The organism is Methylomonas sp. HYX-M1, from assembly GCF_040741385.1.
Lineage (GTDB): Bacteria > Pseudomonadota > Gammaproteobacteria > Methylococcales > Methylomonadaceae > Methylomonas > Methylomonas rhizoryzae.
Window position 1 is genome coordinate 3,892,333 of record NZ_CP160405.1, and the last position, 13,563, is coordinate 3,905,895.

Below are 13,563 nucleotides of genomic sequence, written 5' to 3' on the forward strand. Positions count from 1 at the left end.
CGTGAGCCAGGTCAAACCGGTCAACACCTCGCTGTGCCTGGAAAAGATTTGCGAATCCAACTATCAAAAACTATTCAGACTGATTCCCAATCTACGCCAGCTGGGAAGATACGCGGTCGGCCGCACCTCTAACAAGCCGGCTTTGCACGTAGAGATAGTGGAACGCAATCCTTATACCTTAACCATAGAATTGAGCCACTGCTTCAAAATGCCACTGGAAGAGTTACTCGCGCCGGCGGTACGGATCAGGGTGTATTTAGACGCGCAACTGGCCGAGGTGATCCGCGACCACGATAGGCCGGCGGTCGACCGGGTCTACCCGAATCCGGGAAAATCTTTGGAAATACAAGATTATAAATGGCGGCTGAACTATTTTTTACAAAAATGGCTGGACCATTGCTTGCAGACCGACTACTACTTCGACAGCGCCGCCGATTACGTCATTTGACGCGCTGCAACAGCAGCGCGTGCACGCAGCGCAACACACCATAGCTATAAGCTGCGCCGAACTGCTCGAAAACCGGCTTCAACGAACCCGCCTCCCAATCCGGCTGCGCCAACCACCCATTCTCGATATCGGCAATCTGCAGCTGCGAAATGCCGTGAGCCAGCAAAACGTCGGTTAGGTCTGTCGAACGGAGCGCGCCTTGCGTCAATCCTTTGGCCAGATGGGAATAAATCGTATCGGTTTTCAGGCCGCGCTGACCGGCAATTTGCTCGACGCCGTAACCCAATTTCAGTAACTCCAGACTTTCCTTGATTGTGTCTTTTTTGTCGGCAACGGGTTCCCTGTCGTCGAACTCGGCCAAGACTTGTAAAAAGGCGTCGCCGTATAAGTCCAACTTGCGCTCGCCTATGCCGGAAAGACGCGCCATTTGCTCGTGATTGCGCGGTCTGGCCTCCATCATCGCCATCAAGGTGGCATCGTGAAAAATCACATAGGGCGGCACGTCCTGTTCATCCGCCAATTCGCGCCGTTTGGCGCGCAACGCATTCCACAGCGCATTGTCGCCGCCGTCCTCCCGGCGATTGTCGAATTTCTCGCGCTTGTTTTTAGGGTTGGCGGCGTCTTTGCGCAGCATCAAGGTTTGCTCGCCGCGCAGCACCGGCCGGCAGGCTTCGGTGAGTTTCAAACTGCCGTGGCCGTCGAAATCGATTGCGACTAAAGACTTGGCTACCAGCTGTCTGAAGATAGAGCGCCATTGTTTTTCGTCTATGTGCTTGCCGATGCCGAAGGTGGATTGTTTGTCGTGACCGAATTGCTTGATGCGTTCGTCGTCCTTGCCCAACAGCACGTCGACCAAATAAGCCACGCCGAACCGTTGGCCGGTGCGGTAAATACAAGACAAGGCCTGTTGCGCGGCCACGCTGCCGTCCCAGGTTTGCACCGGTTCCAAGCAGGTATCGCAATTGCCGCATCCTTGTTCCAAACTGTCGCCGAAATACGCCAGCAAAGCTTGGCGGCGGCAACTGACCGTTTCGCATAAAGCCAACATGGCTTCCAATTTGTGGTATTCGACCCGTTTATGCGTCTCGTCGGCATTGGACGAAGCCAGCATTTGCCGTAAAGTCAACACGTCCTGCAAGCCGTAAGCCATCCAGGCGTCGGCGGGTAAACCGTCGCGGCCGGCACGGCCGGTTTCCTGATAATACGCCTCCACACTTTTCGGCAAATCCAAATGCGCGACGAAGCGGACGTTCGGTTTGTCTATACCCATCCCGAACGCGATGGTGGCTACGATGATCAAACCATCTTCCATCAAAAACTGGTGTTGATTGCGCTGCCGTTGCTCGTGGCTCATACCGGCATGGTAGGGTAAGGCGCGCAGACCTTTTTGCTGCAACCAATCGGCGGTTTCTTCGACCTTTTTGCGCGACAAACAATACACGATGCCGGTATCGCCGTCGTGTTCGCCCCGAATAAACTCCAGCAATTGTCGGCGGGCGTTATCTTTTTGCACGATGCGATAGCGGATGTTGGGCCTGTCGAAGCCGCTGACGAACAGCCTGGCCTCCTCTAGCGCCAGCCGGGCAATGATTTCCTGCCGGGTGCGCTCGTCGGCCGTCGCCGTCAGCGCGATGCGCGGCACCTGAGGAAACTGCTGGTGCAGCACCGACAACTGTAGATAGTCCGCGCGAAAATCGTGTCCCCACTGCGACACACAATGCGCTTCGTCGATGGCGAACAGCGAAATCCGGCAGCGGGCGAACAGATTTTGGGTGCGCGGGTTGGATAAACGTTCCGGCGCGATATACAGCATATCCAACTCACCGGCTAGCAAGCGCTGCTCGGTATCGCGCACCTGTTCCAGCGACAAGGTGGAATTCAAAAACGCCGCTTTAACCCCCAATTGATGCAAGGCGTTGACTTGATCCTGCATCAAGGCGATCAACGGCGAAATGACAATGCCGACCCCGTCGCGCACCAAAGCCGGAATTTGGTAACACAAAGACTTGCCGCCGCCGGTCGGCATTAACACCAATGCGTCGCCGCCGGCGACGACTTGCTCGATGATGGCTTGCTGCTGGCCGCGAAAGCTGTCGTAACCGAACACGCTGCGCAAGGTGTGCAAAGCGGCCGGTACGGGCTCACCTGGGGGAGATAGTTTTTGCAAAGTACTCTAAACCTTTATAATGGATTCGATTATATCAACATCGCCGTAGTGCGCCGCTACACTATCCCGTTCATGAACAACCCTAAACAGCCTATCCCCAAGCGTCTGCAATACCTGCTCGACAACAACTTGCACCATCTGCTGCAATTAGGTTTAAAAGGCATAGAAAAAGAGAGCTTACGCATAGACTTGCGCGGTCTGATTGCGCAGACGCCGCATCCCGCCGCGCTGGGCTCGGCCCTGACCCACCCTTACATTACCACCGATTATTCGGAAGCCTTGCTGGAATTCATTACCCCGCCGTTTGCCGACATCAAGCAAACCTTGGGCTATATGCACAAGATTCACCAGTTTGTCTACCCGCATTTAGGCGACGAAATGCTACTGTGCACCAGCATGCCTTGCGGCATAGACGGCGACCTCAGCGTACCTATCGCCGAATACGGCAACTCCAACGTCGGCAAGATGAAACACGTTTACCGCAAGGGCTTATGGCATCGTTACGGCCGGACCATGCAGGCGATAGCCGGCATCCATTTCAATTATTCGGTACCGCAGGCGCTGTGGCCGATGCTGCACCGCCAAGCCGGCAATCCGGGCGCACTCGATCAATTCATCGCCGACGGTTATTTCGGCTTGATTCGCAACTTTCAGCGCTTGGGCTGGCTAATGTTATATTTGTTCGGCGCCTCGCCGGCCATCTGTAAAAGCTTTTTCAAAAGCCGGCCGCAGTTGATGACCGAGTTCGAGGAATTCGACGAATTCACCCTGTACCACCCCTACGCCACCTCGCTACGCATGAGCGACATCGGCTACAAAAGCAAAAATCAGGCAGGATTGAAGATCGATTACAACTCGCTGGCCGGTTATGTCGACAGCCTCAGCGCCGCGATCAACACCCCATACCCGGAATATCAAAAGATCGGCATCAAAGTCGACGGCGAATACCGGCAGCTGAATGCCAACATTTTGCAGATCGAAAACGAGTTCTACAGCACCATCAGACCCAAGCAAATCGCCGAATCCGGCGAAAAACCGACTTTGGCACTCAAGCGGCGCGGCGTGATGTACGTGGAAATGCGCTCTTTGGATTTGAATCTGTTCAATCCCATCGGCATTGAAGAAAGCACGGCCCGCTTTATAGAAGCCTTTTTACTGGGCTGTTTGCTGTACGACAGCCCGCCGCAAGGCGAACAGGAATTCCAAATCAACAACAACAACCAATTGCTGGTGGCTAACCGAGGCCGGGAGCCCGGCTTGATGTTGAGTAACAATGGCAAACCTATAGGCCTGCAAACCTGGGCCCATCAAATTCTGAACGCCTTGCAGCCGATTTGCGCACTGCTCGACCAAGGCGGCGTGGACAAGCCGTATCAAATGGCGCTGCAGCATCAGCTGGCCTTGGTGGATAATCCCGCCCTGACCCCGTCGGCACACATCTTGGCCTGCATGGGGCAAAACAATCAGGAATTCGGTTGTTTCGCCCGCAAGACCTCAACGTTGCACAAACACTATTTCTTGGCCCAGCCTTTGGACAGCCAGACCCAGCGGCAATTTGCCGACATGGCCGAAACCTCCATCCAGAAACAAGCCGACATCGAAGCTAACGACAGTTTAAGCTTCGACGACTTTTTGACCCGGTATTTTTCTCAATCATGACCCTATTCGACCTAGCAACCGCCCAAACCGAACTGCACGGCAAAAACCCGCGCACCATTTTAAAAGCCGCCCTGGCCCAATTCGACAATATCGCGATTTCCTTCAGCGGCGCCGAAGATGTGGTGTTGATCGACTTGGCGATACAATTTCGCGAAGACATCCGGGTTTTTTCGCTGGACACCGGCCGCTTGCATCCGGAGACCTACCGCTTTATGGAATTGGTGCGCAAACACTATCAAATAGAGATCGAGTTACTCAGCCCGAGCCACGACGCGGTGGATAAATTGGTCAAGGAAAAAGGCTTGTTCAGCTTTTATCAGGACGGCCACCACGAATGCTGCGGCATCCGTAAGGTGGAACCTTTGAAACGCAAATTGGCGACCCTAGACGCCTGGATTACCGGTCAACGCAAAGATCAAAGCCTGGATACCCGTAGCGACATACCGGAAGTGCAACTGGATAGCGCATTCTCGACGCCGGACAAGCCGCTGATTAAATTCAATCCTTTGCTGAACTGGTCGTCCGCCCAAGTGTGGGACTATATCGAAGCCTACCAAGTGCCCTACAACGATTTACACAAGCAAGGCTACATCAGCATAGGCTGCGAACCCTGCACCCGCCCGGTACTACCCAACCAACACGAACGGGCCGGCCGCTGGTGGTGGGAGGACGCGGCCAAGAAAGAATGCGGCCTGCATGCGGGGAACGTCGACAAAACCTAATCAGCCAAGGTTGCGGGGAACTCACCCTATTTGCGCGTTTTTTTGCGCTTCGCTTTCGACGAAGCCTTGGCCTTTTTGCCGGAGCCGGTTTTTTTAGCGGATCTTCGCTGGGTCGATACCGGTTGCACTGCGGCTTCCTCAGCCGCGACCGACGTAGACTCAGCGGATTCCGGAGACGACGCCGGCGGCGCGCTCTCCCTATCCTGCAACGGTTGCTCGCAATCAGGCAACTGCTCGCCATCCGGCGTACATATGACGCGGTATGTGATGCGTCCGTCGTCGACCGGCACTTGGTCGGCGGTCGGCGGCGGCGCACTGTCTTCGGAGATGTGCTCCAACAGTTCCGCCGCCGTGCCGGGAAGGGAAGTCGTTAACGCTAAAACAGTGACCGTGCCACAGACACTGTAGCGCAGCAGTTTGGCTAAAACAGAAATATCAATGACTTGCATGATTGAACGCGGGTAAAAGCTTTACGGCGGGGACTAAAGAAAAAACCTAATTGGCACGCAAGGCGCACGTTTTAAACAGCAACGCGACGGGCATCGCTCAAGAGTCGACCACCGCGCTTTTGCTTTGCACCCGCTTGGCCTCGTTCCACAAGGCGTCCAACTCTGCCAGCGGGCAATCCAACAATTGCCGGCCGCTGGCGGCGACTTGGCGTTCGATGTAATTAAAACGGCGGGTGAATTTTTTGGTCGCTTGTTGCAAGGCGATCTCGGGATTCACTTTCAAATGCCGCGCCAGATTGACGACCACTAACAACAAATCTCCGATTTCTTCCTGCACGTGAGCTTGGTCGCCGGATTGCCAAGCGTCGTGTACCTCGTGCAATTCTTCCCGCACTTTATCGAACACCGGTTCCGCTTCCGGCCAATCGAAACCGTGGCTGGCGGCGCGGTTTTGAATTTTTTCGCAAGCCACCAAGGCCGGCAAACTTTTCGCCACCCCGTCCAGCACGCTCTGCGGCTGGTCGTTGCCGTGTTTTTGCCGGCGTTCGCGGGCTTTGGCGTCTTCCCAGGCTTGCTGGCGCTCCGCGTCGCTGGCAAATACCGCATCGGCGAATACGTGCGGATGCCGCTCTACCAGTTTGTTGCCGATGGCTTCGGCTACCTGTTCGAAATCGAACAAGCCCTGCTCCTCGGCCATTTGGGAATGAAACACCACTTGCAGCAGCAAATCGCCTAATTCCGCGCGCAGGTCTTCAAAATCGCCGCGCTCTATCGCATCGGCCACTTCGTAAGCTTCTTCAATGGTGTACGGAATCAGGCTGCGGAAATCCTGCTTGAGATCCCAGGCGCAACCGGTTTGCGGGTCGCGCAAGCGAGCCATCAGATTCAGCAGATGCCGGGTTTTCTCCAGAGTCAAAACGGCGTTCCGAATGTGTCCAGATAACGCTGCTTGAATTCCGTCAGCGTGAACACGTGGTTTTGGGTGCCGCTATGTTCGATTTTTATGGTACCCAACAAGGACGCAATGCGGCCTGTGACCTGCCAATCGTAATCGTTCAGCAAGCCGTACAGCAAACCGGCCCGGTAAGCGTCGCCGCAACCGGTCGGGTCTTGAAGCTGTTTAGCCGGCGCGGCCGGAATGTCGATGCATGTACCGCCGGTATAGATGTGCGAGCCTTTAGCCCCCATGGTCACGATCAAGGCCTGCACGCGCTCGGCCAGCTGCGCCAGACTCAAACCGGTACGTTGTTGCATCAATTCCGATTCGTAGTCGTTCAGCGTCAGATAGTCCGCCAAATCGATCAGTTTCAACAGCTCTTCGCCGTCGAACATCGGCATGCCTTGGCCGGGGTCGAAAATAAACGGAATACCCAATTCGGCGAATTGCTCGGCGTGTTGTTGCATGCCTTGTTTGCCGTCCGGCGACACGATGCCTATGCTGATTTCATGGCCACGCGGTACGTCGTTCAGATGGGAGAAATTCATCGCGCCGGGATGGAAAGCGGTGATTTGATTGTCGCTCTCGTCGGTGGTGATATAAGCTTGGCCGGTGTAATGATCGTCCAGCAATTTGATAAAGCGGGTGCTGATGCCGCACTGACTCAACCACTGCGCGTAGGGTTCGAAATCGTGTCCGACCGTAGCCATGATAAGCGGCTCTTCCTGCAACAATTTCAAGTTGTAAGCGATGTTGCCGGCACAACCGCCGAATTCGCGCCGCATCACCGGCACCAAGAACGACACATTCAGAATGTGCACTTTGTCCGGCAGAATATGATTGTTGAATTTGTCGTGGAACACCATGATGGTGTCGTAAGCCATCGATCCGCAAATTAACGCACTCATTGTTTTCCTTTCATCGTTGAACGAGTGGCGCTAAGGTAACGGATGTTGGCTTACGGCACAAGCCGGCGCTATGCCGAGCTTACAATAGGATCAACGCCCAAGTCGCCGCGGCCCAGGCCAACGACAGCATTACCGCTGCCGAACCGATATCCTTAGCGCGGCCGGATAGCTCGTGATGTTCGAAGCCCACCCGGTCCACAACCGCTTCCACCGCCGAATTCAATAGTTCTACCAACAACACCAAAACGACGCTGCCGATTAATAATACTTTTTCTATCGGGGTATGGCCCAACCACAACGCTAAGGGGGCCGAAACGGCGAAAAGCGTCACTTCTTGGCGAAACGCTTCTTCGTGTTGCCAAGTCGCTTTGAATCCGGCCACCGAAAAAAAACAAGCGTTGATTAAGCGCTTTAAACCTTTTGCATTCTGATTGGCCATCGTTACTCTCGTTATTCCTCTATCATTTTTTGATAGGCCTGTGCATCCATCAACTGGTCCAGTTCGGACGGATCGTCGGCCTGTATGCAAAACAGCCAATTGACAAACGCATCCTCGTTGATCCGCTCGGGCTCGTCCTGCACGGCCGGGTTGACCGCCACGACGGTCCCGGTTGCCGGGCTGAACAAATCCGAAGCGGTCTTAACCGATTCCACGACCGCTAGCTGTTCGTTGAATTTGACTTTACGGCCTATGTCCGGCAAGCCTATGAATACGATGTCGCCCAATTCCGACTGGGCGAAATCGGTGATACCGACCCGGACGATTTGTGCGTCTTCGAGACAAGCCCATTCGTGAGTCACCGCATATTTCAAGTGGTCTGGCATGTGTTTCATTTCCGATTCCCGCAACAGTAAGCAACTCCCACAGCATAACCGGCTATTTTTTTTTAACAACAAAAAATTACAATAGCCAAGTATGCAAAAATCGTCACCCGCTCATGTCAGGCTTAGCGCCCGCCCACTGATAACTCGAACTATGTTGGTTAAATCCGCCGTAATAACACTATTGGCCGTGCTGCTTAGCCGCGGCCCGGTTAGTTACGCCGATGACGACGAGGCGCCGGCCGCCGCATCCGAAAACGCCAGCACCGATTTACGCCAGCTGGCGGGCATTAAAACCCAAGCCTTAGCAGCCGCAAGCCAAGCACCGGAAACCACGGCCTTCGGCAGCGTCATCAACCTGGAGCCCTTGCTGACCTTTCGCCAGCAATTGTTGCAGGAACAAGCCGTGCAAAGCAGCGCACAAGCTCGCTACCGCGCATCGGACGCCAATTTAGCCAGAACCCGGGATTTGCACAGTCACGACATCGTGTCCACCCGCCGCTTGCAAGAGCAGCAAGCCCAATGGCAAAGCGATCAGGCCAATTTAGCCGCTACGGGCTACCGCCGGCAGAATCTACTCTCCGCCAGTCGCTTGCAGTGGGGCGATACACTGACGGCGTGGTTCGCCGAGCCCGACGGCAAACAGATAGCGCCGTTTCTGGTCCAGCGCCGCCAATTGCTCATCATTAGTCTGCCGCCCAACTCATCGCTACCGGACAACACCCAAGACATCGCCGTGGCACAACACGGCGACCGTACCCAAGCCATTACGGCGCATCTAATCGGCCCAGCTCCCCAGGCCGACCCCTTGACCCAAGGCCGTCAATATTTCTGCTTCACCGAACAACAAAACCTGCCTTACGGCGCCCGAGTGACTGCTTGGATCAAGCGCGGCAATCAGGCGAGTCAAGGCGTATGGATTCCGGAATCCGCCGTCGTCTGGCATTTAGGTCAAGCCTTTGTGTTTGTCCAAAGCGCGGCAGGCCAATTCGTCCGCCGCTTGTTACCGACCTTGACGCCGGGCGCCAACGGGTATTTTGCCGGCGAACCGTTCTCGCCCGGCGAAGAGATCGTGGTTCAAGGCGCGCAAACCATGTTGTCGCAAGAGTTGAAAAACCTGATACCCGACGAAGATAAGGACTAAGCGGTATGTCCCGGTTTATGCCGGATTTGCAAAACTTCCACACTGTTCCAGACATTCTCCACGAAATCCATATCCATGGCCGGCATGCCGTCGTGTAACCACTGCACCAACACCTTCGCGACGTTGGGGTAAGTAACGTGTACGGCATGCGGATTGTGCAGCCAGTCTTCTATCACCGCGCTGTCCAGTTCATACATGGTATGTCCGTAACCCAATTGCACCAGCGCCGCCGCGTTGGAAATTTGCTCCATTTGCGCGTGCAAGGGCTTGGCAAGGATTTTTTTGCCAAGCTGCAAGGATTCGCTGGCCAATTCGAAACCGGCGTTGCTGATAATGCCGGCGCAATCGTACAAGTCGCGCTGAAACCCTTCCCGGGACAAGGCTTTGAATTGCACGTGCGAATATTTGGAATCAATGACGTCCGGCGAATAGACGTGAAAGCGAAAGTTCTCGAACGGACATAAGTGCTGGAGTACCTTGTGCGGATTTTCGAACGGCAAATACACCAAAATCTTGTCCGCCTGAATTTTCTCCGGAAAATTCGGCGTCTCTATGATGGGCGGCAAGATCGGTTGACCGAAATGATGCCAATGCAAACCGACACCGATGTCGGCCGGCGCGAAATATTTCATTACTTGTTCCGCCAAGGGATCGGAACCCTGGCGCGGCACTTGATGGCCGAACGCATACTGGTGGCCTATGCCTATCACTGTTTTTCTTTGCCGTTTTGCCGCCCAAGCGGTGACGGGCTCAAAGTCGCTGATCACCAAATCGTAAGCGCGCAAATCCAGGCGGTTGACGTCTGTGACAAAGCGGATAGGCTTGGCTTGCAGTGCGGTTTTCAAATACGACACCTGGCCGTTGCTGGTATTAAAGGTTAATCCTTCCCTAACCTGATAACCATTGAACACCTCCATGTCGAAATACTTGTCCGCCGGCCGGCCGGTAAATTGAAAGGTAACATCGAAGCCGGCTTTAAATAACTCGCGCGCCATCACCCGGGCACGGGTGATGTGTCCGTTACCGGTGCCTTGGACACCGTAAAAAATTTTCATCATAGAATGCTATTAAGACTGATAAACGCAGTAAACGAGCCTAACACCGCCCCCATCAGGGTATCGGTAGGGAAATGCACGCCCAGCACCACGCGGGAAAAACCGATAGCTAAAGCCCAGGCGTATAACCCCGGCGCTAGTGCCGGAAAAAAATAACTGACCATGGTTGCCACCATAAAGGCGGCGGAAGTATGGCCCGACGGAAAACTAAATTGATCCGAAGGGGTAATGACGCTACGAAAGCCGGTTAATGCCTGTTGCGGCCTATTCCGTTTAAAGCCGTTTTTCAACAGAAAATACAGCGGTCTTTCCAGCAAAAAGCCCAAAACCATGACTTGCAATAAAGGATCGCTCACCCCGTGCTGCCACAGCAGCAGGGCTGCCAGCAACACGTACAGTAGACCGTCCGCCGTCTTGGACAAGCGCCGGCAGAACGCAGCCAAGCCGGCATGCAAGGCGCTGTTGGTCAAACTGGTAAATAACCGGACGTCGTAATTGTGTATGGTATACATCAGTTTCATGTCAGTACTCCGCTTAGCGTGCCGCACCCCGTTGCGGCAACTGGAAAACCCATTTTTTCCGTAATTTTCTATTTCTCCGGATGTGTGCTAAGCGTAATCCCACAAGATGACGAGCAAATGACTGTTGTTTTACCGTTATATGACGGCGCGAATTTATGCGAATGTTTGCTACAATCCCCACCCCTGCCAACCATTACCAATCTGGTCGCCAGCCGCGTTTTTTCGGCAAAAACAGGCCCCTATGCAACGATTTTGTACTTTAGGCTTCGTGTTAGGCCTGATCTTGATGATTTTCGGGTTGACCTACACCCTGCCGATTGCGGCTTCGCTTTATTTCGGCGACGGCATGACCGAACATTTTCTGCGCGGCATGTCCTTGAACATAGGCATAGGCGGCACCTTAGCCGGAGCGACCATGCGTTACCGCGGGGATTTGCGGAATCGCGACGGCTATTTATTGGTGGCGTTTTTTTGGCTGTTGATGGCATCCGCCGCCACCTTACCCTTGCTGTGGGGCATGCCGGGCTTGTCGTTTACCGACGCTTTTTTCGAAACCATGTCCGGATTCACCACTACCGGGGCAACCGTATTAGTGGGGTTGGACAATCTGGCACCGTCGCTGAATCTTTGGCGGCACGAATTGAACTGGATAGGCGGGCTGGGGATTATCGTGTTGGCCGTAGCGATTTTGCCGTTATTGGGCGTCGGCGGCATGCAGCTGTATAAAGCGGAAATTCCCGGCCCGGTTAAAGACAGCAAGCTGACCCCGCGCATCACCGAAACCGCCCGCTTGTTATGGCTGGTCTATGCCGGTTACACCCTGCTGTGTAGCGTATGTTTGTACGTCGCCGGCATGACCTGGTTCGACGCGATTTGCCATGCCTTTTCCACGCTATCGCTGGGCGGCTTTTCCACCCACGACGCCAGCATAGGTTATTACGACTCGCCGGCGATAGAACTGGTGATTACGGTATTCATGTTAATCGGCGCAACCAATTTCGCCACCCATTACTCCGCCATTCATTGCAAAAGCACCAAAGCGTATTCCCAAGACCCGGAATTCATGCCCATGCTAGGTCTTTTAACCGGTAGCATCCTGCTATGCGCGTTTCATATTGAACATTTCGCCGTTTATCCGGATTTTCTCACCGGTTTACGCTACATCACCTTCAATTTAGTCTCGATCGCCACCGATGCCGGATTCACCAACGACGATTTCGACAAATGGCCGCCGTTTATTCCCTGGTGGATGCTGTTTCTCAGCTGCATCACCATTTGTACCGGCTCAACCGGCGGCGGCATCAAAATGTTTCGTGCCTTGCTTTTATTCAAACAAGCGGGCCGGGAAATGTTCAAAATCCTGCATCCGCGCGCCGTCAATCCAATCCGCATCGGCAACACCGTCATCGCCAATAAGATCATCTTCGCGGTGCTGGCGTTTATTTTCTTGTACTTCATTTCCGTGGTGGTAATGACCTTTGCGCTGATATTTACCGGCATGGACCCCATTTCCGCCCTCAGTGCGGTTTTAGCGTGCATCAATAATGCCGGCCCGGGTTTGAACAGCGTAGGCCCCTCGACAAACTACGCGCATTTAAACGATTTTCAAACCTGGATTTGCGCCGTAACCATGTTGCTCGGACGCTTGGAGGTTTTTACCCTGGTCGTGCTTTTTACCCCTACTTTCTGGAAAAAATAGTACAATTCAACAATTTGGCTCTTGACCATAGAATCAAAGCCTACGTGGTTTTACTTCACTGATAGGATTCGTGCATGCAAACCGTTTCCCAACTCGATTTCTTAGGCAAGCGCAAGCTGGCATTCATTTTTTCCGGCCTGTTGGTCGCCGCCTCCATTCTCTCGTTATGCATTAACGGCTTGAATTTAGGCATAGATTTTACCGGCGGCAGCGTATACGAAATGCATTTCAACCAATCGGTGGATTTGACCAAGATGCGCGATAGCTTTGCCGAACGCGGCTTTGCCGACGCCAACGTGCAACATTTCGGCAGTTCCGAAGAAGTATTGGTGCGATTAAAACCCATTACCGCCGTTAACCAGCAACAACTGGGTCAGCAAGTATTGGATGCGGCCAACGCCAGCCAGACGCAACCCGGCGAATTGCGGCGGGTGGAATTCGTCGGCCCGCAGGTCGGAGACGAATTGCTGGACGACGGCGGCCTTGCGCTGCTGTTCGCTTTCATCGGCGTGATGATTTACGTTAGCGTGCGCTTCGAATGGAAATTCTCGGTCGGCGCGGTCCTCGCATTGGTTCACGACTCGGTTATCACCCTGGGATTTTTTTCCGTCTTCGGCTGGGAATTCGACATGACCGTGTTGTCCGCACTGTTAGCGATTATCGGTTATTCGATTAACGACACCATCGTCGTTTACGACAGAATCCGGGAGAATTTCCGCTCCAGCCGGGTAAGCAGCGTGGATGAAGTCACCAATGTCGCGTTGAACGAAACCTTGAGCCGCACCCTGCTGACCTCGTTCACCGTGTTCTTGACCGTGCTGGCATTGGTATTTTTAGGCGGAAAAACCATACACGGTTTTTCTGTCGCGATGCTGATAGGCGTCGTGGTCGGTACTTATTCCTCCATCTACGTCGCCAGTGCAATTGCCCTCGCGCTAGGCTTGAATAAAGACGACGTAATGGAAATACAGCGCGATAACACTATCGAAGATTTACCCTAACGCGCATGAACGCATGACAAGCCCCCCCCGG

General features: G+C 54.1%; 14 protein-coding genes. 6 read left to right on the forward strand and 8 right to left on the reverse strand.

The annotated features are described in order from the left end of the window. Position 1: 1 nt before the first annotated feature. On the forward strand, positions 2 to 448 hold the full coding sequence (locus AB0A83_RS17590) for a DUF1249 domain-containing protein (RefSeq protein WP_150050646.1): 447 nt from the start codon (positions 2 to 4) through the stop codon (positions 446 to 448). Here AB0A83_RS17590 and recQ read toward each other — a convergent pair. Next, complete coding sequence (gene recQ / locus AB0A83_RS17595; RefSeq protein WP_367154846.1) at positions 441 to 2,615, reverse strand: DNA helicase RecQ; 2,175 nt, start codon at positions 2,613 to 2,615, stop codon at positions 441 to 443. The two genes, AB0A83_RS17590 and recQ, sit on opposite strands and share 8 nt — an antisense overlap. Before the next feature lie 72 nt (positions 2,616 to 2,687). On the opposite strand from recQ, the gene gshA reads away from it, so the two are divergent. Further along, on the forward strand, positions 2,688 to 4,274 hold the full coding sequence (gene gshA / locus AB0A83_RS17600; protein WP_367156182.1) for a glutamate--cysteine ligase: 1,587 nt from the start codon (positions 2,688 to 2,690) through the stop codon (positions 4,272 to 4,274). After that, positions 4,271 to 4,996 carry a phosphoadenylyl-sulfate reductase gene (locus tag AB0A83_RS17605; RefSeq protein WP_150050652.1) on the forward strand — a complete coding sequence of 242 codons (726 nt, stop codon included), beginning with the start codon at positions 4,271 to 4,273 and terminating at the stop codon, positions 4,994 to 4,996. Before gshA ends, AB0A83_RS17605 begins: the two co-directional genes overlap by 4 nt. A gap of 26 nt (positions 4,997 to 5,022) precedes the next feature. Here the strand turns inward: AB0A83_RS17605 and AB0A83_RS17610 are convergent, their stop codons facing one another. The 5 genes from AB0A83_RS17610 to gcvH form a co-directional block, all read right to left on the reverse strand. After that, positions 5,023 to 5,445 (reverse strand): hypothetical protein, encoded by a 423-nt coding sequence (locus tag AB0A83_RS17610; RefSeq protein WP_367154847.1) that lies wholly within the window; start codon positions 5,443 to 5,445, stop codon positions 5,023 to 5,025. A gap of 97 nt (positions 5,446 to 5,542) precedes the next feature. After that, positions 5,543 to 6,361 carry a nucleoside triphosphate pyrophosphohydrolase gene (mazG, locus tag AB0A83_RS17615; RefSeq protein ID WP_367154848.1) on the reverse strand — a complete coding sequence of 273 codons (819 nt, stop codon included), beginning with the start codon at positions 6,359 to 6,361 and terminating at the stop codon, positions 5,543 to 5,545. Further along, the gene (locus AB0A83_RS17620) at positions 6,358 to 7,290 is read right to left on the reverse strand and encodes a carbohydrate kinase family protein (RefSeq protein WP_150050656.1); all 933 of its coding nucleotides are present in this window, start codon (positions 7,288 to 7,290) and stop codon (positions 6,358 to 6,360) included. The genes mazG and AB0A83_RS17620 overlap by 4 nt, the downstream gene beginning before the upstream one ends. Before the next feature lie 79 nt (positions 7,291 to 7,369). Further along, positions 7,370 to 7,729, reverse strand: coding sequence for a diacylglycerol kinase (locus AB0A83_RS17625; RefSeq protein ID WP_367154849.1), 360 nt, complete (start codon positions 7,727 to 7,729; stop codon positions 7,370 to 7,372). An 11-nt stretch (positions 7,730 to 7,740) separates the two neighbouring features. Beyond that, on the reverse strand, positions 7,741 to 8,124 hold the full coding sequence (gcvH, locus tag AB0A83_RS17630) for a glycine cleavage system protein GcvH (RefSeq protein ID WP_150050660.1): 384 nt from the start codon (positions 8,122 to 8,124) through the stop codon (positions 7,741 to 7,743). A gap of 142 nt (positions 8,125 to 8,266) precedes the next feature. On the opposite strand from gcvH, the gene AB0A83_RS17635 reads away from it, so the two are divergent. Beyond that, on the forward strand, positions 8,267 to 9,256 hold the full coding sequence (locus AB0A83_RS17635) for a hypothetical protein (RefSeq protein WP_150050662.1): 990 nt from the start codon (positions 8,267 to 8,269) through the stop codon (positions 9,254 to 9,256). On the opposite strand, the gene AB0A83_RS17640 is transcribed toward AB0A83_RS17635, so the two are convergent. Both AB0A83_RS17640 and AB0A83_RS17645 read right to left on the reverse strand, forming a co-directional pair. Further along, positions 9,253 to 10,311 carry an MJ1255/VC2487 family glycosyltransferase gene (locus tag AB0A83_RS17640; protein WP_150052069.1) on the reverse strand — a complete coding sequence of 353 codons (1,059 nt, stop codon included), beginning with the start codon at positions 10,309 to 10,311 and terminating at the stop codon, positions 9,253 to 9,255. The genes AB0A83_RS17635 and AB0A83_RS17640 overlap by 4 nt on opposite strands. Then, positions 10,311 to 10,832 carry a phosphatase PAP2 family protein gene (locus tag AB0A83_RS17645; protein WP_150050664.1) on the reverse strand — a complete coding sequence of 174 codons (522 nt, stop codon included), beginning with the start codon at positions 10,830 to 10,832 and terminating at the stop codon, positions 10,311 to 10,313. The genes AB0A83_RS17640 and AB0A83_RS17645 overlap by 1 nt, the downstream gene beginning before the upstream one ends. 241 nt (positions 10,833 to 11,073) lie before the next feature. On the opposite strand from AB0A83_RS17645, the gene AB0A83_RS17650 reads away from it, so the two are divergent. Together AB0A83_RS17650 and secF are read left to right on the forward strand one after the other, a co-directional pair. Continuing rightward, positions 11,074 to 12,531 carry a TrkH family potassium uptake protein gene (locus tag AB0A83_RS17650; protein WP_150050666.1) on the forward strand — a complete coding sequence of 486 codons (1,458 nt, stop codon included), beginning with the start codon at positions 11,074 to 11,076 and terminating at the stop codon, positions 12,529 to 12,531. A 74-nt stretch (positions 12,532 to 12,605) separates the two neighbouring features. Beyond that, positions 12,606 to 13,532, forward strand: a complete 927-nt coding sequence (gene secF / locus AB0A83_RS17655; RefSeq protein ID WP_367154850.1) for a protein translocase subunit SecF — start codon at positions 12,606 to 12,608, stop codon at positions 13,530 to 13,532. The last annotated feature ends 31 nt before the right edge of the window (positions 13,533 to 13,563 follow it).

Coding starts and splice junctions, on each gene's coding strand:
- gshA (WP_367156182.1), top strand. CDS start 2,688: ATGAACAACCCTAAACAGCCTATCCCCAAGCGTCTGCAATACCTGCTC.
- AB0A83_RS17605 (WP_150050652.1), top strand. CDS start 4,271: ATGACCCTATTCGACCTAGCAACCGCCCAAACCGAACTGCACGGCAAA.
- AB0A83_RS17610 (WP_367154847.1), bottom strand. CDS start 5,445: ATGCAAGTCATTGATATTTCTGTTTTAGCCAAACTGCTGCGCTACAGT.
- AB0A83_RS17620 (WP_150050656.1), bottom strand. CDS start 7,290: ATGAGTGCGTTAATTTGCGGATCGATGGCTTACGACACCATCATGGTG.
- AB0A83_RS17625 (WP_367154849.1), bottom strand. CDS start 7,729: ATGGCCAATCAGAATGCAAAAGGTTTAAAGCGCTTAATCAACGCTTGT.
- gcvH (WP_150050660.1), bottom strand. CDS start 8,124: ATGAAACACATGCCAGACCACTTGAAATATGCGGTGACTCACGAATGG.
- AB0A83_RS17635 (WP_150050662.1), top strand. CDS start 8,267: ATGTTGGTTAAATCCGCCGTAATAACACTATTGGCCGTGCTGCTTAGC.
- AB0A83_RS17640 (WP_150052069.1), bottom strand. CDS start 10,311: ATGAAAATTTTTTACGGTGTCCAAGGCACCGGTAACGGACACATCACC.
- AB0A83_RS17645 (WP_150050664.1), bottom strand. CDS start 10,832: ATGAAACTGATGTATACCATACACAATTACGACGTCCGGTTATTTACC.
- AB0A83_RS17650 (WP_150050666.1), top strand. CDS start 11,074: ATGCAACGATTTTGTACTTTAGGCTTCGTGTTAGGCCTGATCTTGATG.
- secF (WP_367154850.1), top strand. CDS start 12,606: ATGCAAACCGTTTCCCAACTCGATTTCTTAGGCAAGCGCAAGCTGGCA.